The organism is Mesorhizobium sp. WSM3860, assembly GCF_002294995.1.
In the GTDB taxonomy this organism is placed as follows: domain Bacteria; phylum Pseudomonadota; class Alphaproteobacteria; order Rhizobiales; family Rhizobiaceae; genus Mesorhizobium.
Genome location: NZ_NSGF01000003.1, coordinates 1 through 21,361, shown reverse-complemented (window position 1 = coordinate 21,361; position 21,361 = coordinate 1). Strand labels below are relative to the sequence as shown.

Below are 21,361 nucleotides of genomic sequence, written 5' to 3'. Positions count from 1 at the left end.
TCGCCAAAACCAACCCGACTGCCCAGATGTAAGCATTTTTGTGCACCGCAACAACGGCGCCGCTGGCCATGTCACTGCCTGGGAGTCGTCGCCCGGTGTCGTGTACGCGCATGTCGTCCAGTGCCGCCGGGGTATAGCGTGGAACAGAACGATAGGAGTGAAGCATGACGGACAATCGCGATGACGACGGCCCGGCCCAATACGCCTCGCCGCCTTGTTTCATGCATGAGCTCGACCCGGCCTATCAGATGCCGCTGTCGGACTGGACCGATGTCCGGCGCTGGCGCAAGGCGGAGCGTGAGCGGCTGATCGGCGCGCGGCTTGCGGTTTCCGCCGATGCGCGCGCGGCAATGGCACAACGAATTACCGACGGCCTCGATACGTTGGTCGGCAACGTTGCCGGCCTTATGGTCAGCCTCTACTGGCCGTTCCGTGGCGAGCCGGACCTGCGCCGCTTTATGGCGTCGATCAATGCGCGCGGCGGGCGCACCGCGCTGCCCGTCGTCATCGAGAAGGGCCAGCCTCTGGTGTTCCGCGCCTATGCGCCCGGCGACCGGCTGGAGAAAGGCGTCTGGAACATCCCTATCCCGGCCGAGGGCGATCCTGTCCTGCCCGATATCGTGATCTCGCCTGTGGTCGGCATCGATCCCAGCAACTACCGGCTGGGCTATGGCGGCGGGTTCTACGATCGTACGCTTGCCGCCATGCCGTTCAGGCCGCTGGTGATCGGCGTCGGCTATGAATTGCAGCGCATTCCCACCATCTATCCGCAACCGCACGACATCCCGATGACCAGCGTGGTGACCGAGGCGGCCGGCGCCTAAAGCATTTCACTTTCCGTCCGCGATTGCGCAAAAGCAAAGAGATAGACCGGTTCGGGGTTTCCGTGAAACGCTGCAACGCTCCGACTGCAGCTAAGCCATCTCCGGCCTCAATCCCACCGCCGTCCTGTCGACGATCTCGCGCAGGGCGAAGGACGAGTTGATCTTCGTCACATGCGGCATCGCCGACAGCCATTCCTTGTGGATGCGCTCATAGTCGGCAAGGTCCTTGGCCGCTATGCGCAGGATATAGTCGTATTCGCCCGACATCAGATGGCAGGAAAGCACGTTCGGGCAGCGTTTGATCGCCGCTTCGAAATCGGACAGCGTCTTCTCGAACTGCCCCGACAGCGATATATGCACGATCGCCGTCATCTGGTGGCCGAGCGCGGCATTTGACAACCGCGCGTGATAGCCGCGGATGGTTCCTGACTTCTCCAGATTGTCCAGGCGCCTGGAGCACGCCGACTGCGACAGCCCAACCTTTTCGGCAAGCGCTGCATTGGGGATCCGGCCATCCTTCTGCAAAGTCTCCAGAATGGCGATATCGATCCTATCGAGCGGCATTTTTCGTGTTTCCTGCGAATATTCTGGCTTTTCGCGCAACGATTATCGAAGACCGGACGCTGCCGCAAGTGCATTCGCAAACACATACGGAACGATTCATGCTTCACTGCGTCTCATGCATGTCGCCCAAAACTGCGCGGCGGTTTTGAGATTGGCGGCATGCCCGCAATGTCAGGGAGAGCGCCCTTTCAAGGGCCGGACAGGAGAAGAAGATGCGCGTCGGCTGCCCCAAGGAAATCAAGAACCATGAATACCGTGTCGGTCTGACGCCCGGCTCGGTCCGCGAATATGTCGCGCACGGCCACGAAGTGCTTGTCGAGGCCGGGGCCGGCGCCGGCATAGGCGCCGACGACAACGCCTATCGCGCCGCCGGCGCCACCATCGCCAAGACGGCCGCCGACGTGTTCGCCAAGTCGGACATGATCGTCAAGGTCAAGGAGCCGCAGCCCAATGAATGGGTGCAGCTGCGCGATGGTCAGATCCTCTACACCTACCTCCACCTCGCCCCGGATCCGGAGCAGACCAAGGGCCTGCTCGCTTCGGGCGTCACGGCTGTCGCCTATGAGACAGTGACCGACGACCGCGGCGGTCTTCCCCTGCTCGCACCGATGTCGGAAGTCGCCGGCCGCCTGTCGATCCAGGCCGGCGCGACCGCGCTGCAGAAAGCCAATGGCGGCCGCGGCGTGCTGCTCGGCGGCGTTCCCGGCGTGCTGCCCGGCAAGGTCACCGTGCTCGGCGGCGGCGTCGTCGGCCTGCACGCTGCCAAGATGGCTGCCGGCCTCGGCGCCGACGTCACCATCATCGACCGCTCGATCCCGCGCCTGCGCCAGCTCGACGACATCTTCGCCGGCCGCGTCCACACCCGCTACTCGACCGTCGAGGCGCTGGAAGACGAGTGCTTCTCGGCCGACATCGTCGTTGGCGCCGTGCTGATCCCGGGCGCCGCCGCGCCCAAGCTGGTCACCCGCGAAATGCTCTCCGGCATGAAGAAGGGCTCGGTGCTCGTCGACGTCGCCATCGACCAGGGCGGCTGCTTCGAGACCTCGCATGCCACGACCCATGCCGACCCGACCTTTGAGGTCGACGGCGTGATCCACTATTGCGTGGCCAACATGCCGGGCGCGGTTCCGGTCACCTCGGCGCATGCGCTGAACAACGCCACCCTGCATCACGGCCTGCAGCTCGCCGACAAGGGCCTGAAGGCGCTGGTCGACGACCATCACCTGCGCAACGGCCTCAATGTCCACAAGGGCAAGATCACCAATCGTGCCGTCGCCGAAGCGCTCGGGTACGAGATGGTCGAACCGAAGGCGGTGCTTGCCGCTTGATACCAGGAAAAGCAGGTAACGGGTTTCCGTCCGGAAAAGCGTAAAAACAAACGGATAGACAAGGAGTTTCCTCCTGTCGCGCCCGCCGGTCCTTCCGGCGGGCTTTTTTCTTGTTTGGAAAATCCAGGCAACAAAAAAGCGGAGCCAGAGCCCCGCTTCCTCGATGTTGCGACGTACCGCCGGTTCATCCGCGGTCGGCAATCGATCAACAACTGGCTTTTAGCGCGTTTATACGACGGGAGTACGACAGTTCTTTCGAGCGCATGTGCGGCTCGGCCATGCCTGCCAATCGATGCCTTTGTGTGAAATACTTCACATTCGGCCCTTAAGAAACCTGCCTAGACAGATTTCGTTACCCGATGGCTACGGTCGCTCTCGGTTTCGGTGAAAACCGGCCCCGCTGGCGGCTCTGCCGAAGGCTTCTGTCACAGACTTCCAACGGCCCGCCAGACCATCGGCGGGCATTTTTTTGCCGGCGATCAAGCTCGTTCGATGCGGCACTGGTAGCAATTGTTCCGTGCCGAGCGGACGTGAATGTAGGCTATGGCGTCGCGCTCGAACAAAGTCTCGGCGCGGGCCGCTATATCGCCAGTCGGGACGACGGCGCCGCTGCCGTAGACGATGCGGTCGTCCTTGCTGTATCCGCGCACGATGTAATCGCTGCTTTCGAGCATCTCGGGCAGTGCGTCCGCCTCCGCGGCGCGTTGGCATTCGTCCGCATGCAGGAAGATCGGCCCGGTCTCGGCGTAAGGCTGAAGCTCCGGAAACGGCCGGTAGGCGAGGATGAGATAGCTGTCGCCGGTTGCGACGTTCTTCATGCAATGCCGGCACGGCACGCCATCACCATCGGAAATCCGTCGTTCGGGCGTATGTCCGTAAGCGTCGGGCCCTCCCCGTTGCAAGGCGCGTACGGCTTCGGTCGGCAGGGCTTTGAACTGGATGCTCATGGCGAAATTCTCCGGTGTCCTTGGCCGGAAATTATGCCGGACCGACGGCGCCTGCCACCCGATTCCTGCCAAGCGGTTCGGCGTCGCTCGAAGCTCAGTATCGAAATCTTACAAACCCGAAATCACGACACTAGAGTTACCGGACCCGCCATGTACGGCGCTCCGCGTCATGATGATCGCGGAAGGAGGGCTGTGGCGCGCGGGCGGCTGAGGTCGGCCGATGATCCGAGCATGATCACCGGGGGATGCCTGTGCGGTGCAGTCCGCTACGAGAGTCGCGCGGAGCCGCTCACCGCGCGTTCTGTGCTGGTGCCGCTTCTGCCAGTATATCGCCGCGGGCAACGCCACGGTGAGCGTCTGCTTCCTGACGGCGCACATGACGATCGCCGGCAAGACGCGCGACTACGAAGGCGTGGCCGACAGCGAAACACGATCCGAACATGATACGGCCGCAGCGACGATCTGGACGACCAAGGCGCCTCGCTGGACCTGCATCGACACGTCGCTGCCGACCTTCGAGAGCCAGCCGCCGCCGGTTGCGCAAGCGGCCTCGACGCAGCCGACTGCCCCGCGCTTCCCCTTTAGCTACGGCCGCATGACGCTTGCCGAGCGCTCGGCGAAGGTCAGCGGATGCACGATCTCTTTCTTCTGCGCAACCGGCGTAAAGCCAAGCTTCTGGTAAAGCGGCAACGCCGCCGGGTGATCGAGCGTGCAGGTCTGCACGGTGATGCGCTTCGGCCCATACGACCATGCAGCCGAGATGGCCGCTCCCAGGAACCAGCGGCCGATACCCTGGCCGTGCGCATGTTCCATCATGCCGAAATAGGCGAGTTCCACTTCCTCGGGCAGATGCGGCTTGAGGTCGAAGAAGCCGGCGGGAGAGCCGTCGAGGTAGAGCACGCTGATGTCGCGGTCCTCACGATGCAGACCGGCGGCCAGTTCCTCGTCGCTGAGTCTGAGCACGTTGACCCAGTGCCATTTGCGCCCGACGCGATCCATCAGGTAGCGGTAGAAATGCAGCGGAATGTCCTTGGTCCTCAGCAACGCGATCTGCCGGTTGTAGGGCAGCGGGGGAGATGAGGCCGGCGGTGTGTGCATTTCAAGGAATGTGACCGTGACATCGATATCCTTCGGTACACCGTTTTCCATCGCCGTCATTCCTTGCCCGTCACCACGGGCGTGTCGCTCAGCCCACCCCATTCGGTCCATGAGCCGTCGTACAGCCTGTTGTCGGTATGGCCAAGCGTTTCCAGCGCCAAGGTGATCGCCGCCGCGGTAATGCCAGATCCGCACGACGTGACGACCGGCTTTGTAAGGTCGATTCCGGCTTCCTCAATGACCTTGCGCAAGCGATCTTTGGTCAGCAGCTCGCCATTCTCGGCGAGCGCGGCAACCGGAACATTGCGAGCGCCGGGCATATGGCCGGAACGGACGCCGGGACGCGGCTCGGGATCGGTTCCGGCGAAACGCCCGGGTGAGCGCGCATCGGCGATCTGGCTTTCTCCGCTTCCGACGATCCGGCGCATTTCGTCGAGGCTGACAACCCGGCTTGCATCGAAATCGGCATAAAAGACGCAAGGCGCGATCCGGGTCTGCTCCGCCGTTACCGGCCGACCTTCCGCCTTCCAGCGGTCGAAGCCGCCATTCAGGATATAGACCTGGAAGACACCCATGACGCGGAACATCCACCAGGCGCGCGGCGCCGAGAAATAGCCTGGACCATCATAGATGACGATCGTGTCGTCGGCCGAAACGCCCATCGAGCCGACATATTGCGCGAAATATCGGGGCGACGCCAATGTGTGCGGCAGCTTGGAATCCGGGTCCGAAACGGCGTCCTGATCGAGGAAGCGGGCACCGGGAATATGGGCGTCGTCATACTCGGCGCGGGCGTCGCGTTTCTGCGCCGGCAAGTACCAGGACGCGTCAATGACGGTCAGTCCTGGCGTTCCCAACCGCTTCTCGAGCCAATCCGCGTCGACGATGAATGGGCTGTCTTCGGCCATTTTCCTCTCCTGCCCGCTCCTCGCGACTTTGGTAGGTGTTGCTTCGTCAATTCGCCGGCATCGGCCCGAAGCGGATGCGGAAGCGCCGGTTCTCGCGGCCCTTCTTTTCGATCTTGCCGATATGGATCTCGCCGATTTCGCCGGTGCTCTTCACATGGGTACCGCCGCAAGGCTGACTGTCGATTGAGGCATTCTCGCCGATGCAGACCAGGCGAATCCTGCCGGTGCCGACGGGCGGCCGCACGTTCTTCGATTTGACAAGCCCGGGATTGGCCGAAAGTTCCTCGTCGGTGATCAGCCGCGTGAAGATGGGATGGTTGGCCCGCACAAGCTCCATCAACCTCGCTGTCACGTCCTCCTTGCTGAAGCCGGCATCGGGAATGTCGAAATCGACGCGGCTGTCGTCCTCGGCGACCGCTGCCCCGGTGATCGGAAACGGGCAGACCACGGTGAGCAGATGGCAGGCGGAGTGCATACGCATCAGAAGATGCCGCCGCTGCCAGTCGATGGCGAGCTTCAGCTTTTCACCGACGGCCGGCAGGGCCTGCTCAGGCGCCGGCACATGGATGATCTCGTCCTTGGTCTCGCCGGTGATGGTGGCGGCGATCGCGATGCGGCTGCCGTCGACGCGCTCCAACATGCCCGTATCGCCTGGCTGCCCGCCCGATGTAGCGTAGAAGATCGTGCGGTCGAGAAGGATGCCGCCGCGATCGTTGATGGCGACAACTTGCGCCTCCGCCGTGCTCAGATAGGCGTCGTCGCGAAACAGCGCTTCGGTCCTCTGCGCCATCAGGCCACCTTTTCGAACGGCACCGGGATGTTGGCTTTTTCTTCCATCCAGCCAGGCACCGGCAGGTTCTTGCCGCGCAGGAACTCGGGATTGAACAGCTTCGACTGGTAGCGCGTGCCGTAGTCGGCGAGGATCGTCACGACGGTATGGCCGGGGCCGAGCTCGCGCGCCAATCGGATGGCGCCGGCGATGTTGATGCCCGTCGAGCCACCGACGCAGAGACCCTCTTCCTGGATCAGGTCGAAGATGATCGGCAACGCCTCCTCGTCCGGTATCTGGTAGGAGAAGTCCGGCGTGAATTCGTCGAGATTGGCGGTGATGCGACCTTGGCCGATGCCTTCGGTGATCGAGCTGCCCTCGGCTTTCAGCTCACCGCTGGTATAGAAACTGTAGAGCGCGGCACCCAACGGATCGGCAAGCGCGATCTTGACTTGCCTGCTCTTGGCCTTGAGTCCGAGCGCAACGCCGGCGAGCGTGCCGCCGGATCCGACGGCTGACACGAAGCCGTCGACCTTGCCGCCGGTCTGGGTCCAGATCTCCTCGGCAGTCGTGCGGATGTGGCCGTCGCGATTGGCGACATTGTCGAACTGGTTCGCCCAGATCGCGCCGTTCGGCTCCGACCGCGCCATCTGCTCGGCGAGCCGCCCGGAAAGCTTCACATAGTTGTTCGGGTTCTTATAGGGCACCGCCGGCACTTCGATCAGCTCGGCTCCCAGGATCTTGATCGTGTCCTTCTTCTCCTGGCTTTGCGTGTCGGGGATGACAATGACGGTCCGGTAGCCGAGCGCCTTGGCGACCAGGGTGAGGCCGATGCCGGTGTTGCCGGCGGTCCCTTCGACGATGACACCACCGGGCCTCAGCAATCCGCGCTGTTCGGCGTCCCTGATGATGAAGAGGCCTGCACGGTCCTTGACCGATTGCCCCGGATTCATGAATTCGGCCTTGCCCAGGATCTCGCAGCCGGTCGCGTCCGAAGCCTTGTTGAGCCGGATCAAGGGGGTGTTGCCGATCGCTTCGATCACATTACGGGGCATGGAGATTCCTTTATGCGTGCGGCGAGACCCTAAAAACCGGAAGCCGCGGTTTCAAGGCAAGATTTTACCTGGTCCAGTCGCATTCCGGGCGCTGCAATGCTCCCGAGCATTTCAACGATGCATTCAAAAAGCGCTCTTTTCATCCCATTTCTTCGCCGCTAGAGCACTAGCCCAGACAATTCGCAGGACTTTCAATGACACTCTACCGGGCCAACCCGAAAGACGGTGTCGCTTGGATCACGGGCGGCAGCAGCGGCCTCGGCCGGGCGCTGGCCAAGGATCTGGCGAGGCAAGGCTATGCCGTCGCGGTGACGGCGCTGGCCAGCGACCCAGCCGATACGCTGCTGGTCGAGACCGCGCAGATGGCCGGCCACGTGAAATCCTTTCCCTGCGATGTGACCGACGAAGAAGGGATGGCACGCACTGTCGCGGCGATCGAGAAAGACATGGGGCCGATCGTGCTCGCCGTCTTCAACGCCGGCAACTACATCGCCACCCCCGGTGAGCATCTCGTGGTGCGCGATTTTCATCGTTCCTTCGCTGTCAATTATTTCGGCATCGTCAACGGACTGGTGCCTGCCGTCGATTATATGCGCATGCGAGGGCGCGGGCATGTCGTCCTGGTCGGGTCGGTCACGGCCTATTCCGGCTGGCCGACCACCGCCGCCTATGGCGGTACCAAGGCGGCAATCAACATTCTGGCGGAATCGCTGAAATACGACTTCGACAAGATGAACATCCGCATCCAGGTGATCAATCCGGGCTTCGTCGACACGCCGCTGACTGAGAAGAACATGCTGCCGATGCCGAGCCTGATGCCTGTTCACCGGGCATCGCGCCGCATGGCGCGGGGCATCCGCAAGGGAGGCTTCGAAGTCACCTTCCCTTATCACATAAGCTGGCCGCTGAAGCTGCTCGGCCTGCTGCCGCGACCCGTAGGCCGACTGGTGATCGGGCTGACCACCAGCTGGCGGGGACGGCCGTTGTATTTCGACCGCAAGATGCCGGGCGAAAAAAGCCCAACGGACAAAGCGGCGTAAAGCGCCTCGCGCTGAAACGGAGCCAGGCGACGCGTTTGAGCCTTTCTATGCACGTCGTTTCCTAAAACCGTCGCACGCTTTTGCACGACAGCGACTGATCCGGCGGGAGAGATTGCCTCTCGGCGGGCACCGCCATAGGTTGAGAATTGTTGCTTGGAGTCGGTCATGGGGCGACGGATCTTGCTTACGGTACTGGGTTTCGTCGTTATCCTCCTCTCAGGTTTCTACCTCGGCCCACGCGTAGCGGTCGACACGATGATCCGTTTCGATCCTTCGGTGATCGGCGACGATCCTCAGGCCTATCTGGCGCGCGAAGAAGCGGCTGTGCCCAATATCCGTGACGGGTTGGACAAGGAGATCATCTGGGCGAACCCGTTGGTTCACGCCAAGACCAAGCTTGCGATCGTCTACATCCACGGATTTTCGGCATCCAAGGGCGAGATCCGGCCGCTGCCGGACGATGTCGCCGAGGAGCTCGAGGCCAATCTCTTCTACACCCGCCTGACCGGCCACGGGCAGGGCGGCGAGGCCATGGCCGAAGGCAGCGTGAATGCCTGGATCAACGACTATGAGGAGGCGCTGGCGATCGGCCGCGCGATCGGCGACCAGGTGATCGTTATCTCCACCTCGACCGGCGCCTCACTGGCGACATGGGCTGCAACCCAGCCTGGTGCTTCCGACGGCGTCGCGGCAATCGCATTCATCTCGCCCAATTTCGGCGTCAAGGCGTCCGGCGCCGAGGTGCTTACCCTGCCTTGGGGCAGAGAGATTGCCGAGCTCGTCGGCGGCAGGGAGCGCAGTTTTGCAGCGCGCAACGCGCTGCACGAAAAATTCTGGACCACCAAATATCCGATGGCCGCGACCTTGCCGATGGCTGCGCTGACCGAGCTCGCCTATCGCGCGCCGGTCGAGAACACGACCATCCCGGCCCTGTTCATCTTCTCGGATGCCGACAAGGTGGTGCGGCCGGACCGCACGCGCGAGGTGGCCGGCCGCTGGGGCGGTCCGCACGAGCTGGTGCCGGTCGACGATACGGGCGACCCGGACAACCACGTCATTGCAGGCGATGCGCTGTCGCCGCAGACCACGGGCTTTCTGACAGAGCGGATCGTGGTGTGGGTGAAGGCGCTGATGCAGCAGCAATCGAGCCTGTGAAACGAGAAACGGCCGGAGCGTTGCTTCCGGCCGTTGCCTATTTCAATCAAACCTTGGTGGCTTTAAGCGGCCCGGTTCGCCGGCCGCTTGCCGCCGAAGCGGCGCTTGTTGTTGCCCTTGAAGGGCTTGAAGCCGTCAGGCTTGCGCTCGCCATTCGGCTTGGCGCCCGCAGGACGTTCGCCTTGCGGCTTCGGCGCGAATTGGCGCTCACCACCAGGCTTGCCGCCGAAGCGCTTCTTGCCGTTGTTGCCGCTGCCGGGACGGCGGCCGTCACGACGGCCGCCATGGTGCTCGCGGTCATTGGCCGGCTCGAAATGACGCTCGGTCCTTTCCTTCGGATCGCGCTGCGGGTCGGGGCTGCCGAGATGATCGGCAATGACCGGAAGTTTCATGCGGATGATGCGCTCGACCTGCCGCAGCTTGCCGTTCTCCGATGGATCGCAAAGCGTGATCGCGATGCCGTCCCTGCCGTTGCGGCCGGTACGGCCGATACGGTGCACATAGCTCTCCGCTTCGTCCGGCAGGTCGAAATTCACGACATGGCTGATGCCGGGCACGTCGATGCCTCGCGCGGCGATATCGGTCGCCACCAGAATACGCACCGAGCCGTCGCGGAAATCGTTGAGCGCCTTCTGGCGCGCGTTCTGCGACTTGTTGCCATGGATCACGGCGGCGTCGAATCCGTCGCGGGCAAGGTCCTTGGTGACGCGATCGGCGCCATGCTTGGTGCGCGAGAACACGATGACCGAGCGCATCGCCTCGTCGGCCAGCATCTTGGACAGCACCTGGCGCTTCTGCTTGGTACGAGCGAGCACCACGCTTTGCACGATCTCGGCCGCCGTCGTGCTCTGCGGAGAGACTTCGATGCGGACGGGATCCTTAAGCAAGCCCTTGGCGAGCTCCGCGATCTCGTTTGGCATGGTGGCCGAGAACAGCGCGGTCTGGCGGTTCGGCGCGGTCGCCTTGGCGATGCGCTTGACGTCGTTGATGAAGCCCATGTCGAGCATGCGGTCGCCCTCATCGAGCACCAGCCACTTCGTGTCGGCAAGGATGAGGTCGCCTTCGCGCACGAGGTCGGTCAGCCGGCCGGGCGTGGCGATCAGAATATCGACGCCGGGCGCGATCTTCTTCACCTGGCTGTAGCGGGAGACGCCGCCGAGCACGAGCGCGGTCGAGATGTGCGCGCCCTTGGCGAGCAGCTTGATAGTGTCCTCGATCTGTACGGCTAGCTCGCGTGTCGGCGCCAGGATCAGCGCGCGCGCCGTCTTCGGCCGGCGCTTCGTGCCCAGCCCGATGATCTTCGACAGGATCGGCAGTGCGAAAGCCGCCGTCTTGCCGGAACCGGTCTGGGCGATGCCGAATATGTCGCGGCCTTCGAGCTGCGGCGGGATCGCCTGGACCTGAATCGGCTTCGGATCGGTGAAGCCGGCGGCATTGGCGGTCTTAAGCAGCGCGCCGGTGATTCCAAGGGTGGCGAAACCGTTCTGGTCCGCCTGATTTTCGTTGGTCAAAATTGTCTTCTTTCACGCGGCCCTGTGACCGCAAACATCGATGGCGGCAGGGCGCAACCTGCCGTCGAAAAATTGTCAGGAAACGACAAGGCGGCGGACGGGGAGCGTCCGCGCGGCTGCGCTGTCGTGCCCGCGGGCGTCATGCCCCGGGGCTCTTTCGCCGGCTTGCCGATCGGCGGGAGGCCAACCGGAAAGAGGGAAAACAGACGCAACCAGTCTCAATTAGTGGAGAAAGCCGAAGTTCGGCCCAAGCGCCTATGCAGCCGCATATGGCCGAGTCCGCCGCAAAATGCAAGGGTCGATGTTGCAGCGCAACAAAATGGCGGAAGAAAAGCGACGCTTGCGCTGCGCTGCCCTCGCGATTACCACAAACCACCTTTCTATGTGGGGGCAGCGATGAAGGACGTGCTGAAGGAACTCGAGCGCCGCCGCGAGATCGCCCGGATGGGCGGCGGCAAGCAACGGATCGAGGCCCAGCACAAGAAAGGCAAGCTCACCGCCCGCGAGCGCATCGACGTCTTCCTCGACGAGGGTTCGTTCGAAGAGTTCGACATGTATGTCGAGCACCGCTCAACCGACTTCGGCATGGAGAAAACCAAGATCGCGGGCGACGGCGTCGTCACTGGCTGGGGTACCGTCAATGGGCGTCCCGTCTATATCTTCGCCAAAGATTTCACCGTTTTCGGCGGCTCGCTGTCGGAAGCGCACGCCGAGAAGGTAATCAAGGTGCAGGAGATGGCGCTACGCAACCGCGCGCCGATCATCGGCCTCTACGACGCCGGCGGCGCACGCATTCAGGAAGGCGTCGCCGCGCTCGGCGGCTATGCCGAGATTTTTCAGCGCAACGTGCTCGCCTCCGGCGTCATCCCGCAGATTTCGCTGATCATGGGCCCGTGCGCCGGCGGCGATGTCTATTCGCCGGCCATGACCGACTTCATCTTCATGGTGCGCGACACTTCCTACATGTTCGTCACCGGGCCGGACGTGGTGAAGACCGTGACCAACGAGACGGTGACCGCCGAAAGCCTCGGCGGCGCCACGGTGCACACGACCCGATCCTCAATCGCCGACGGTGCGTATGACAACGACGTCGAGGCGCTGCTGCAGATGCGCCGACTGATCGACTTGCTGCCGGCGTCCAACACGGGAGAGATTCCCGAGATCGAATGCTACCAGTCGGTGACGGACCATGACCTGTCGCTTGACCGGCTGATCCCCGACAACGCCAATAAGCCCTACGACATCAAGGAACTGATCCTGAAGGTCGCGGACGAAGGCGATTTCTTCGAGATCCAGGCGAGCTTCGCCAGGAACATCGTCACCGGCTTCGGCCGTGTGGAGGGGCGAACCGTCGGCTTCGTCGCCAACCAGCCGATGGTTCTCGCCGGTGTGCTCGACTCTGACGCCAGCCGCAAGGCGGCGCGCTTCGTGCGCTTCTGCGACTGCTTCTCAATCCCGATCGTTACCTTCGTCGACGTTCCAGGCTTCCTGCCGGGCACCGCGCAGGAATATGGCGGGCTGATCAAGCATGGCGCAAAACTGCTGTTCGCCTATGCCGAAGCCACCGTGCCGAAGATCACCGTGATCACCCGCAAGGCCTATGGCGGCGCCTATGACGTGATGGCCTCGAAGCACCTGCGCGGCGACATGAACTATGCCTGGCCGACGGCGCAGATCGCGGTGATGGGCGCAAGGGGCGCGGTCGAGATCATCTACCGCATGGACATCGGCAACGCGGAGAAGATCGCCGCCCACACCAAAGCATACGAGGATCGCTTCCTGTCGCCCTTCGTCGCGGCCGAACGCGGCTATGTCGACGAGGTGATCATGCCGCATTCGACGCGCCGCCGTATCGCGCGGGCGCTGCGCATGCTGCGCAACAAAGATATGCAGAACCCCTGGAAGAAGCACGACAACATTCCGCTATGAGGCGGTGATGTCGCGACTGGTCCTACTAGCTGGCGAGCATTTCGGCAGGGCCGCCGTTATTCCCTTTGCTTAGCCGCTCTTCGCAGCGAGACGGCTGGCCGACGAGTCCGTCATTTCGATGACGAATGGACGTCGAGAGTCGCCGAGCATCTCGATCGGTGGATCTTGTTTGGCCAAAGCGGCCGGCAGCACCTGGAACTCTGCCTACGCAATCCGTCGTCGGAGGTTGACAACTAGCAACCTCTAATCACATTAAAATCACAGCAATGTGATGGCGGTGATGAATGCTAATAACCCTTGCAACAAAGGGCGTTGTTCCGTGCAAAGGCTACGGCGGGATAGAACGTCAGGTCGACTGGCTGGCCACTGAACTGGTCAGGCAGGGTCACCGTGTCTCTCTCGTGGCAGGCCCTGGATCGTCACATCCACTGTGCGAAGTCCGGCATGCGGTGAGCGACGCCGAATGCCGCGCGGCGATCCCCAAGGACACCCAAATCGTCCACCTTCATGCGTGGAAGGTCGAGGTTCCCTTCCCGACCCTCAACACCGAACGCGGCCATTTGCCGGACTATCCACGGCCGCAACCGAACTGGAGCTTCATCAGCGCACGGCACGCCCAGCTGCACGGCCGCAAGACCTTCGTCTACAACGGCTTTCCGGTGGATGATTATCGGCTGGCCGAATCGAAGAGCGATCGCCTCCTCTTCATGGCGGCCATCGCACGCGCCGGAAAGGGCTTGAACCGGGCGGTCGAGCTCGCCAGGAAATTCGACTTTCCCCTCGATATCGCCGGCGGCTCGCGGTGGAAGCTGCTCGGCCGAAGTCGGACCCGTCGCGAGGGCGTCTTCTTCAAAAGCCTATCCCGGCGCTATCGCTTCAACGGCGTCGTCGACGGCGACGACAAGCTGCGCCTGCTGGGCGCATCGAAGGCTTTCCTCAATCCGATCGCCTGGGAAGAGCCTTTCGGCAATGCGCCGATCGAGGCCATGCTGTGCGGCACGCCCGTTCTTACCACAGCGCGCGGCGCCTTGCCGGAGACGGTGGACACGGATACGGGCCGATTCTTCGAGAGCGACGAGGAGTTCGCCGAAGGCCTGGCCGAGATAGCGGACCTGTGCATGCGCAAATGCCGTGAATCTGCCGCCGACAGATTTCCGATCGCGAAAACCGCGAAGGCCTATTTGGAACTCTATGCCCGCATCCTTGATGGCGAAGCGCTTCCATGACAAGGAACCGGCATGCTCGCCGTTCGCGGCGACTGTGTCGGATCGAAAAGGTTTCGCGCGTTGCGCCCCATTCTCGTGTTCTGCTTGCCGGCAATCGGCGACTTCATCCGCTGCCATTCGGCAATTCAAATCATAGCGGCGACGTTTCCCGGACAGCCGATAGACGTCATCACCTCGCCGCTCGCCGCGCCGCTGGCGCGCCTGATGCCGCATGTCCGGAAGGCCTGGACCGTTGAAAGGCATTGGAACCCCGGTCTCAAAGAGCGGGCGCGGCTGGCGCGCGAACTCCGCCAGGAGAACTATCAGGCAGCCTATCTGCTCACCAGCAGCACCAAGGCGGCCCTGGTGCCGTGGTTGGCGGGCATTCCCGAGCGCATCGGCTATCCGCGCGAGCTCCAGTTCGGCATCGTCAACCGGCTGCCGGCGGGATGGCTGAAAACCTTCGCGGCCTTCGGCCCGCGCAAGACAAGGCTCGTCGAACAAGTCTGCGCAATCGCGCTCCTCGGCAGGCAGCCCGCCGAAGAAAAACAGCTGCCGGCCCCGCGGCTGGCGGTTTCGGCCGAAGACGTTGCCAAGTGGCGCCGGCGCAACGGCATCGATCCGGCAAGGCCGGTGCTTTCCCTCTATACATCCGATTTCCAGAACATGCGCTCCTGGCCGCCCGAGCGCTTCGTCTCGGTCGCACGGAAGCATATTGAACGGGGCTGGTCCGTCTGGCTCGTCGGCGGTCCGCGCGAACGCCAGGCTGCCGCCCAGATTCGCGCCTTGTTGCCTGAGGCGATCGACTTCACCTCGACGCCCGACATTGCCGAGGCCATGCACCAAATCGCGGCCTCCACCGTCTTTCTCGGCGTCGATGGCGGTGTCTCCCATGCAGCCGGCGCCTTGGGCATTCCAAGCGTGCTTATCTTCGGCTCGAACCGATCCTACGTGCACGGACCATTGAACGAGCAGGTAACCTTCATCGAGCCTCCGATCTCAATACCGAGCTGGGTCCTGAACACGCGCGGTATCAGTGAGCAGCGTGTGCTCGAAGCGCTGGCGGCAACCGTCAAAAAATAGGCATCCAGCCGGCATGACCGATTATTCCTCGGCGGCGGCGCCAAAGCCCGCGCTCATGCCGGCACGGGCGATGTTCGCCCACGGCGTCGCATGATTGTCGATGCGCATCTGGAACAGGAAATAGGTCGGCGAGCAGAAGCCGATGCCCTTGACCCTGGCGGCACCCGGCGTGTTGGACGGCAGCGACTGGCACATATAGTCCTCGCGGCAGAAATGATCGGCTGAGCAGGCCGGGCGATTACCGCGGTTGACGGCGCCGCCGAGACATTGGTCGAAATTGTTGGTCGCCACGCAGAGGTCGAACTTCTTGCCGCCGACCAGGCCGCAGATTTCGCTCGGCATCGGTTTGCCGCTCCTGAAGGCGGAGAAGGCCAGATCCTTGGCGTCGCAGCCGCGATAGACGAAGCCGCCTGGAACGCCGATCTTGGGCGGCCGGCAGGTATAGGCGGTGCGTGAAATGGCGGGCGCGAAGGCCGCGAACTGGCCGGTGATCTTGTAACGGTCGTTGAAGGGCTGCGCGGCATCGCTGGCAATCGTGCCGGTCAGGCAGGGATGGCCGGAAAAGATTTTCCGGCTATCCTTAGGCAGCAGGCATTGCGCTAGTTTCGTCTTAACCCCTGTAGCGGTAGCGATCGGGGTGCAGACCGTGCCGGCTCCGCATTGCCAGCTGTTGCCGAAGCGGGCGGCGTCTTCCGGCACCAAGCACGGCATCGCCGTCTCGGCCGGCCTATAGGCGATCTCGCCGGTCTCTTTCCACGCGGCGGGTGGTGCGAAGGACAATGGGCGAAACCCGTTCGCTTCTCTGTCTTCCGCAGTCGCCTGCAGCCACGCTTCGCGGCGCGGAATCTCGGCATGGAGATGCGGCGAGATGCCGACCTCGATGCGGTTGAGCGGCGAGGTCGTGCTATCGTCGAGGCCGATGAAATGGAATCCGGCGGTCGAACCCGCCTGATGGCAACCCTGGCACGCGCCGTTGTCGAGCCGCTCGATCAGGGCTTCAGCTGTCCGCGCCAATGTCAGTTTCGAATAGTCGAGCCCGGCAAACGCCTTCGGCTCGAACAGCGGTGTGAATGGATGATTGGCCTGCCTGGCACTGCCGAAGGTCGACCAGGAGATGACCTTCTTCGCCAGGAATTCATCCGGGATTTCGTAGACGCCGAGATCGATTGCGCCGGCGTTGGCGCGGACATAGTCCGCAAGTCTCGCCTTCAACTGCGCGTCTTGCGCAAGGCGGGCAGTGTTCGGCGTATTTTCCAGCGGCTTCTCGCTGATTGTGGTGCCGTCGATACCGAAGATGCGCATGAGATAGGCGGCCTGACCGCCAAATTCGGTTTCCTGGCCGGAAGGAAAGCGCACCACCTGAGCGTTCAGTTCGAGATGCTTGAAGGAGAGGCTCGCTCTGTCCAGCGGTCCGCCGGACAGCCACCCGGCATCCGCCGCTTCGTCGATCTGCGGTGTCCAGCGCCCGGCGACGCCGGTGCAGCCGCCGTCGGCGTCCGGAGCTGCGCGGTAGACGGCATTGAAATTGAACGGCAGCCGCGAGGCCAACACCTTGCCGTTCTTCCTGAAACTATAGGCAAGGCGGTAGATGAAGCGCACCTCGCCGCAGCTCGCTTCCCCACCGAGCTTTGCGAAGTCACGCCGGTCGAGCCGATTGACGACGCCGACCAGCCGGAAGCGCGCCGCGTCGGTCTTCAGCCAGCGCAGATCGATGATGCGGCCGACATTGCCGTCGGTCACTTCATAGAGCGGGCGGCCGCCTGCTTTCATTTCCGCGCGCAGTGCTGCGACATCAGCTGCTACAGTTTCGACGATGGCGTGGTAGGCCGGCGCCGCGTCATAAAGCGTTTTCAGATCGACTTTGCCGCTGACACCGAAAATACCGGCGAAGCCGAAGCCATCGGCGTCGAGCTTGGCGAGCACCTGCGGATCGTCCACGACCGTGACCGGGCGACCGGCGGCATCAGCCGCCCGCACGCCAAGTACAGTGATGGCGGCGACCGCGACAAGCATCGCCAGCCTCATCATCGAGCAGCCATCCCATCTTCGACCAACGCGTGCAGCACAGGCACCATGGCCAAAGGCAAATCCTCGGCGATCAGGCCGGGTCCGAACCGGCTGCCGGCTTCGGCGTGTATCCAGACAGCGGCGCAGGCCGCTTCGAACGCTGACATGCCTTGCGCCAGCAGCCCGGCGATGATGCCCGCCAGCACGTCGCCCGAGCCCGCGGTGGCAAGCCATGGCGCGCCATTGCCGTTGATCGCAGCGCGGCCTTCTGGTGCTGCGATTACCGTGTCGGCGCCTTTGTAGACGATGACGGCGTTGGCTCGCGCCGCCGCCGCGCGGGCGTTGGTGAGTTTGGAAAGCGCCTTGTCGCGCGCGACCTCAGGGAACAACCTGCCGAACTCGCCTTCATGCGGGGTCATCACCAGCGCTGGGGCGCCGGACTTCCGGGCAGCCTGGAAGAGCGTCTCAGGCTCGTCGCGAAACGAGGTGATGCCGTCGGCGTCGAGCACCAGTCCTTCAACGCCGGTGTCCTGTGCGTGCCCGGCGCCGAGCAGCGCAACGGCAAAATCGCGCGCCTTTTCGCCGACGCCAAACCCCGGGCCGAGCACAAAGGACGAGGGGCGGCGATCGGCAAGGAACGCACCAAGATCGGCAACCGCGTCGACCTTGCGCAGCATGATCGATGTCAGATGCGCGGCATTGACCTGCATGGCGTTCGCCGGCGACAGCACCGTCACTGCCCCTGCCCCGCTTCTTGCGGCTGCGAGCGCCGACAGGCGCGCGGCACCAGTGGCCGCAGGACCACCCGAAAAGACACTGGCATGACCGCGCTTGTATTTATGCGCATCGACAGCCGGAACCGGAAAGGCAGGCAGCCAGAGCGCCGGCGCATTCTCGAAGGTGCGCGGCGCGACTCGAGCGATGATACCGTCACCGATGCCGATATCGGCGAGCACGATCTCGCCGCTCATTTCCCGCCCCGGCAGTAGCAAATGCCCGGGCTTCTTTCGCGCGAAGGTCACCGTAACGGCCGCACGAAATGCGCTGCCGAGGATGGCGCCGCTTTCGCCGGAAACGCCCGATGGCAGGTCCACGGCGACGACCGCCAAGCCGAGATTCGTGACGACCTCGACCGCCCGGGCGGCATCGCCCGATAGTGCTTTCGAGAGCCCCGCTCCGTACAGCGCGTCGACCACCAGCGATCCCGGTTCGGCTGCGAAGGCAGATAGCGGCCGTGGCTCCAACGGGCAATCGGCTGCAGCCAGCGCGGCATCGCTGCCTGCGCGCGGTTCGCTCGATCGCCACAACGCAACGTCGACGCCGCTCTTCCGGAGCAGGCTCGCCACGACATAGCCGTCGCCGCCATTGTTGCCGGGTCCGCACAGCACGTGCACCCGTGGCGCAGCCGGATAACGCGCTAGCAGCACGGCCGCCACGGCCCGGCCGGCCCGGCGCATCAATCCGTAGCCGTCGAGCGGACCTTGTGCGATCGCCAGCCGGTCGGCTTCGGCCATTTCGGACGGCGAAAGAAGATCATTGCGCATGGGATTGCCGATCTCCATCCGATCAAGCATTGTCCGATTTGCGGTTCGAAGCAACAGCGGCGGCCGAATGCATCCCAAAGCGGTGGCGCCCGGAGGGGAATCTGCCTGCAAATTGCGCTATCTGCTCAAATTTTGCGCAGACGGATGGAGGAGCGATGTATAGGCTTTGGGCGTCGATGACGCATCCAATGCAGCGGATGACGCGGATTTGCATTCGGGTGCGGCAAGGCATGGAAATCGCCCGATACCGCCCTCAACCTCTGGTAATTGGCACGCTTCGTGCTTGATGAAGGCGCAAGCGGGGCGCGCAACCCGTCTCTTTGGCAGTGGAGGCCACTTTCTACATGAAAAAGATCGAAGCGATCATCAAGCCATTCAAGCTGGACGAAGTGAAGGAAGCGCTTCAGGAGGCCGGGCTGCAAGGCATCACCGTCACCGAGGCCAAGGGTTTCGGTCGGCAGAAGGGCCATACCGAGCTTTATCGGGGCGCCGAATATGTCGTCGACTTCCTGCCCAAGGTGAAGATCGAGGTCGTGCTCGGCGACGACGCCGTCGAAGGCGCCATCGAAGCCATACGCAAGGCGGCGCAGACCGGCCGCATCGGCGACGGCAAGATCTTCGTCTCCAATATCGAGGAAGTCGTCCGCATCCGCACCGGCGAGACCGGCATGGACGCGGTCTGACTCCACCCGTCTTCCTGAACCGTCATCATCAAAAAACGTCAGCACACAGGGATACATGACATGACGACAGCCAAAGACATCATGAAGCAGATCAAGGACAACGATGTAAAATTCGTCGACCTGCGCTTCACCGATCCGAGGGGCAAGCTGCAGCATGTGACGATGGACGTCGTCGAGGTCGAGGAAGACATGTTCGCCGACGGCGTCATGTTCGACGGCTCTTCGATCGCGGGCTGGAAGGCGATCAACGAGTCCGACATGGTGCTGATGCCGGACACGGATACCGTCCATATGGATCCGTTCTTCGCCCAGTCGACCATGGTCATCCTGTGCGACATCCTCGATCCGATCTCGGGAGAGGCCTACAATCGCGACCCGCGCGGCACCGCCAAGAAGGCCGAAGCATACATGAAGTCGGAAGGCGTCGGCGACACCATCTATGTCGGCCCGGAAGCCGAGTTCTTCGTGTTCGACGACGTCAAGTACAAGGCCGATCCCTACAACACCGGCTTCCGCCTGGATTCGACCGAACTGCCGTCCAACGACGACACCGACTACGAGACCGGCAACCTCGGCCATCGACCGCGCATCAAGGGCGGCTACTTCCCTGTGCCGCCGATCGACTCCTGCCAGGACATGCGATCCGAGATGCTGACAGTGCTCGCCGAAATGGGCGTGCGCGTCGAAAAGCATCACCACGAGGTCGCGGCCGCCCAGCACGAACTCGGCATCAAGTTCGACACGCTGGTGCGCAACGCCGACAAGATGCTGATCTATAAGTATGTCGTGCACCAGGTCGCCAACGCCTATGGCAAGACGGCCACCTTCATGCCGAAGCCGGTGTTCGGCGACAACGGCTCGGGCATGCACGTGCACCAGTCGATCTGGAAGGGCGGCAAGCCGACCTTTGCCGGCAACGAATATGCCGGCTTGTCGGAAACCTGCCTCTTCTACATCGGCGGCATCATCAGGCACGCCAAGGCGATCAACGCCTTCACCAACCCGCTCACCAACTCCTATAAGCGTCTGGTGCCGGGTTACGAAGCGCCGGTGCTGCTCGCCTATTCGGCGCGCAACCGTTCGGCCTCCTGCCGCATTCCGTTCGGCTCCTCGCCGAAGTCGAAGCGCGTCGAGGTCCGCTTTCCCGATCCGGGCGCGAACCCCTATCTCGGTTTCGCAGCCATGCTGATGGCGGGTCTCGACGGCATCAAGAACAAGATCCATCCCGGACAGCCGATGGACAAGGATCTCTACGACCTGCCGCCGAAGGAATTGAAGAAGATCCCGACGGTCTGCGGCTCCCTGCGCGAAGCGTTGCAGAACCTGGACAAGGACCGCGGCTTCCTGAAGGCCGGCGGCGTCTTCGACGACGACCAGATCGACAGCTACATCGAGCTCAAGATGGCCGAGGTGATGCGCTTCGAAATGACCCCGCACCCGGTCGAGTACGACATGTACTATTCGGTCTAAGCGACTGCATTTCCGACAGAAAAGAACCCCGGCGAAAGCCGGGGTTTTTCGTGAATAGCTCGCTAGAGGACGGAGAGGCCGCAGGATGCGCCTCGTCAGACAGCAGGCCTGCACTGTCGCGAGATCCATCGCCGCCTAAAAAAAGCCCCGGCATTCGCCGGGGCTCAGACCGCTGACAAACCCCGTCGAATTTCGGCGGGGTTTTGTTTTTGCGTATTGATTGAGCTGAGTAAATTGGTGT

19 protein-coding genes are annotated in these 21,361 nt (G+C 63.0%); 10 read left to right on the top strand and 9 right to left on the bottom strand.

Annotated elements, in window-relative coordinates; all coding sequences use genetic code 11:
* The first annotated feature begins 164 nt into the window (after positions 1 to 164).
* Positions 165 to 824, top strand: coding sequence for a 5-formyltetrahydrofolate cyclo-ligase (locus tag CK220_RS06575; RefSeq protein WP_095810777.1), 660 nt, complete (start codon positions 165 to 167; stop codon positions 822 to 824).
* Positions 825 to 914: 90 nt separating this feature from the next.
* Here CK220_RS06575 and CK220_RS06570 read toward each other — a convergent pair whose 3' ends face one another.
* Complete coding sequence (locus tag CK220_RS06570; protein ID WP_059188527.1) at positions 915 to 1,388, bottom strand: Lrp/AsnC family transcriptional regulator; 474 nt, start codon at positions 1,386 to 1,388, stop codon at positions 915 to 917.
* Between the two features lie 212 nt (positions 1,389 to 1,600).
* Between CK220_RS06570 and ald the strand changes: the two genes are divergently transcribed.
* Entirely contained in the window at positions 1,601 to 2,716 is a 1,116-nt protein-coding gene (gene ald / locus CK220_RS06565) for an alanine dehydrogenase (RefSeq protein ID WP_095810776.1), read from the top strand.
* Positions 2,717 to 3,195: 479 nt separating this feature from the next.
* Here ald and CK220_RS06560 read toward each other — a convergent pair whose 3' ends face one another.
* Positions 3,196 to 3,663 (bottom strand): DUF1203 domain-containing protein, encoded by a 468-nt coding sequence (locus tag CK220_RS06560; RefSeq protein WP_095810775.1) that lies wholly within the window; start codon positions 3,661 to 3,663, stop codon positions 3,196 to 3,198.
* A 256-nt stretch (positions 3,664 to 3,919) separates the two neighbouring features.
* Between CK220_RS06560 and CK220_RS31325 the strand changes: the two genes are divergently transcribed.
* Complete coding sequence (locus CK220_RS31325) at positions 3,920 to 4,345, top strand: hypothetical protein (protein WP_176479008.1); 426 nt, start codon at positions 3,920 to 3,922, stop codon at positions 4,343 to 4,345.
* Here CK220_RS31325 and CK220_RS06550 read toward each other — a convergent pair.
* From CK220_RS06550 to CK220_RS06535, 4 genes are read right to left on the bottom strand one after another with little or no spacing between them, the layout of a single operon-like run.
* Positions 4,249 to 4,812, bottom strand: a complete 564-nt coding sequence (locus CK220_RS06550; RefSeq protein WP_095811141.1) for a GNAT family N-acetyltransferase — start codon at positions 4,810 to 4,812, stop codon at positions 4,249 to 4,251. The two genes, CK220_RS31325 and CK220_RS06550, sit on opposite strands and share 97 nt — an antisense overlap.
* A gap of 5 nt (positions 4,813 to 4,817) precedes the next feature.
* Complete coding sequence (sseA, locus tag CK220_RS06545; RefSeq protein WP_095810773.1) at positions 4,818 to 5,669, bottom strand: 3-mercaptopyruvate sulfurtransferase; 852 nt, start codon at positions 5,667 to 5,669, stop codon at positions 4,818 to 4,820.
* Between the two features lie 46 nt (positions 5,670 to 5,715).
* The gene (locus CK220_RS06540) at positions 5,716 to 6,459 is read right to left on the bottom strand and encodes an alanyl-tRNA editing protein (RefSeq protein WP_095810772.1); all 744 of its coding nucleotides are present in this window, start codon (positions 6,457 to 6,459) and stop codon (positions 5,716 to 5,718) included.
* On the bottom strand, positions 6,459 to 7,493 hold the full coding sequence (locus CK220_RS06535; RefSeq protein WP_095810771.1) for a cysteine synthase A: 1,035 nt from the start codon (positions 7,491 to 7,493) through the stop codon (positions 6,459 to 6,461). The genes CK220_RS06540 and CK220_RS06535 overlap by 1 nt, the downstream gene beginning before the upstream one ends.
* Positions 7,494 to 7,687: 194 nt before the next feature.
* Here CK220_RS06535 and CK220_RS06530 point away from each other — a divergent pair, with 194 nt between their 5' ends.
* Together CK220_RS06530 and CK220_RS06525 are read left to right on the top strand one after the other, a co-directional pair.
* A complete protein-coding gene (locus CK220_RS06530) occupies positions 7,688 to 8,533 on the top strand; it encodes an SDR family oxidoreductase (protein WP_095810770.1) in 846 nt (281 codons plus the stop codon).
* Between the two features lie 165 nt (positions 8,534 to 8,698).
* The gene (locus CK220_RS06525; protein ID WP_095810769.1) at positions 8,699 to 9,688 is read left to right on the top strand and encodes an alpha/beta fold hydrolase; all 990 of its coding nucleotides are present in this window, start codon (positions 8,699 to 8,701) and stop codon (positions 9,686 to 9,688) included.
* Between the two features lie 62 nt (positions 9,689 to 9,750).
* Here the strand turns inward: CK220_RS06525 and CK220_RS06520 are convergent, their stop codons facing one another.
* The gene (locus CK220_RS06520; protein ID WP_095810768.1) at positions 9,751 to 11,199 is read right to left on the bottom strand and encodes a DEAD/DEAH box helicase; all 1,449 of its coding nucleotides are present in this window, start codon (positions 11,197 to 11,199) and stop codon (positions 9,751 to 9,753) included.
* A gap of 396 nt (positions 11,200 to 11,595) precedes the next feature.
* Between CK220_RS06520 and CK220_RS06515 the strand changes: the two genes are divergently transcribed.
* The 3 genes from CK220_RS06515 to waaF all read left to right on the top strand — a co-directional run bounded on the left by CK220_RS06515 (position 11,596) and on the right by waaF (position 15,416).
* Positions 11,596 to 13,128 (top strand): acyl-CoA carboxylase subunit beta, encoded by a 1,533-nt coding sequence (locus tag CK220_RS06515; RefSeq protein ID WP_095810767.1) that lies wholly within the window; start codon positions 11,596 to 11,598, stop codon positions 13,126 to 13,128.
* Between the two features lie 449 nt (positions 13,129 to 13,577).
* A complete protein-coding gene (locus CK220_RS06510; protein ID WP_245429009.1) occupies positions 13,578 to 14,354 on the top strand; it encodes a glycosyltransferase in 777 nt (258 codons plus the stop codon).
* A 12-nt stretch (positions 14,355 to 14,366) separates the two neighbouring features.
* Positions 14,367 to 15,416 (top strand): lipopolysaccharide heptosyltransferase II, encoded by a 1,050-nt coding sequence (gene waaF / locus CK220_RS06505; protein ID WP_245429006.1) that lies wholly within the window; start codon positions 14,367 to 14,369, stop codon positions 15,414 to 15,416.
* A 21-nt stretch (positions 15,417 to 15,437) separates the two neighbouring features.
* Here waaF and CK220_RS06500 read toward each other — a convergent pair whose 3' ends face one another.
* Positions 15,438 to 17,444 (bottom strand): hypothetical protein, encoded by a 2,007-nt coding sequence (locus CK220_RS06500; RefSeq protein ID WP_095810765.1) that lies wholly within the window; start codon positions 17,442 to 17,444, stop codon positions 15,438 to 15,440.
* On the bottom strand, positions 17,441 to 18,967 hold the full coding sequence (locus CK220_RS06495) for an NAD(P)H-hydrate dehydratase (protein WP_095811139.1): 1,527 nt from the start codon (positions 18,965 to 18,967) through the stop codon (positions 17,441 to 17,443). The genes CK220_RS06500 and CK220_RS06495 overlap by 4 nt, the downstream gene beginning before the upstream one ends.
* A gap of 344 nt (positions 18,968 to 19,311) precedes the next feature.
* On the opposite strand from CK220_RS06495, the gene CK220_RS06490 reads away from it, so the two are divergent.
* Both CK220_RS06490 and glnA read left to right on the top strand, forming a co-directional pair.
* The gene (locus tag CK220_RS06490; RefSeq protein ID WP_006205430.1) at positions 19,312 to 19,650 is read left to right on the top strand and encodes a P-II family nitrogen regulator; all 339 of its coding nucleotides are present in this window, start codon (positions 19,312 to 19,314) and stop codon (positions 19,648 to 19,650) included.
* Between the two features lie 60 nt (positions 19,651 to 19,710).
* On the top strand, positions 19,711 to 21,120 hold the full coding sequence (gene glnA, locus CK220_RS06485; protein ID WP_095810764.1) for a type I glutamate--ammonia ligase: 1,410 nt from the start codon (positions 19,711 to 19,713) through the stop codon (positions 21,118 to 21,120).
* Positions 21,121 to 21,361: the final 241 nt, after the last annotated feature.

What these genes read in the sequence shown, in the direction of transcription:
- CK220_RS06495 (WP_095811139.1), bottom strand. Translation starts at nt 18,967, where the DNA reads ATGCGCAATGATCTTCTTTCGCCGTCCGAAATGGCCGAAGCCGACCGG.
- sseA (WP_095810773.1), bottom strand. Translation starts at nt 5,669, where the DNA reads ATGGCCGAAGACAGCCCATTCATCGTCGACGCGGATTGGCTCGAGAAG.
- CK220_RS06515 (WP_095810767.1), top strand. Translation starts at nt 11,596, where the DNA reads ATGAAGGACGTGCTGAAGGAACTCGAGCGCCGCCGCGAGATCGCCCGG.
- CK220_RS06550 (WP_095811141.1), bottom strand. Translation starts at nt 4,812, where the DNA reads ATGGAAAACGGTGTACCGAAGGATATCGATGTCACGGTCACATTCCTT.
- CK220_RS06570 (WP_059188527.1), bottom strand. Translation starts at nt 1,388, where the DNA reads ATGCCGCTCGATAGGATCGATATCGCCATTCTGGAGACTTTGCAGAAG.
- ald (WP_095810776.1), top strand. Translation starts at nt 1,601, where the DNA reads ATGCGCGTCGGCTGCCCCAAGGAAATCAAGAACCATGAATACCGTGTC.
- glnA (WP_095810764.1), top strand. Translation starts at nt 19,711, where the DNA reads ATGACGACAGCCAAAGACATCATGAAGCAGATCAAGGACAACGATGTA.
- CK220_RS06500 (WP_095810765.1), bottom strand. Translation starts at nt 17,444, where the DNA reads ATGATGAGGCTGGCGATGCTTGTCGCGGTCGCCGCCATCACTGTACTT.
- CK220_RS06490 (WP_006205430.1), top strand. Translation starts at nt 19,312, where the DNA reads ATGAAAAAGATCGAAGCGATCATCAAGCCATTCAAGCTGGACGAAGTG.
- CK220_RS06525 (WP_095810769.1), top strand. Translation starts at nt 8,699, where the DNA reads ATGGGGCGACGGATCTTGCTTACGGTACTGGGTTTCGTCGTTATCCTC.
- waaF (WP_245429006.1), top strand. Translation starts at nt 14,367, where the DNA reads ATGCTCGCCGTTCGCGGCGACTGTGTCGGATCGAAAAGGTTTCGCGCG.
- CK220_RS06575 (WP_095810777.1), top strand. Translation starts at nt 165, where the DNA reads ATGACGGACAATCGCGATGACGACGGCCCGGCCCAATACGCCTCGCCG.
- CK220_RS06530 (WP_095810770.1), top strand. Translation starts at nt 7,688, where the DNA reads ATGACACTCTACCGGGCCAACCCGAAAGACGGTGTCGCTTGGATCACG.
- CK220_RS06560 (WP_095810775.1), bottom strand. Translation starts at nt 3,663, where the DNA reads ATGAGCATCCAGTTCAAAGCCCTGCCGACCGAAGCCGTACGCGCCTTG.
- CK220_RS06535 (WP_095810771.1), bottom strand. Translation starts at nt 7,493, where the DNA reads ATGCCCCGTAATGTGATCGAAGCGATCGGCAACACCCCCTTGATCCGG.
- CK220_RS06540 (WP_095810772.1), bottom strand. Translation starts at nt 6,459, where the DNA reads ATGGCGCAGAGGACCGAAGCGCTGTTTCGCGACGACGCCTATCTGAGC.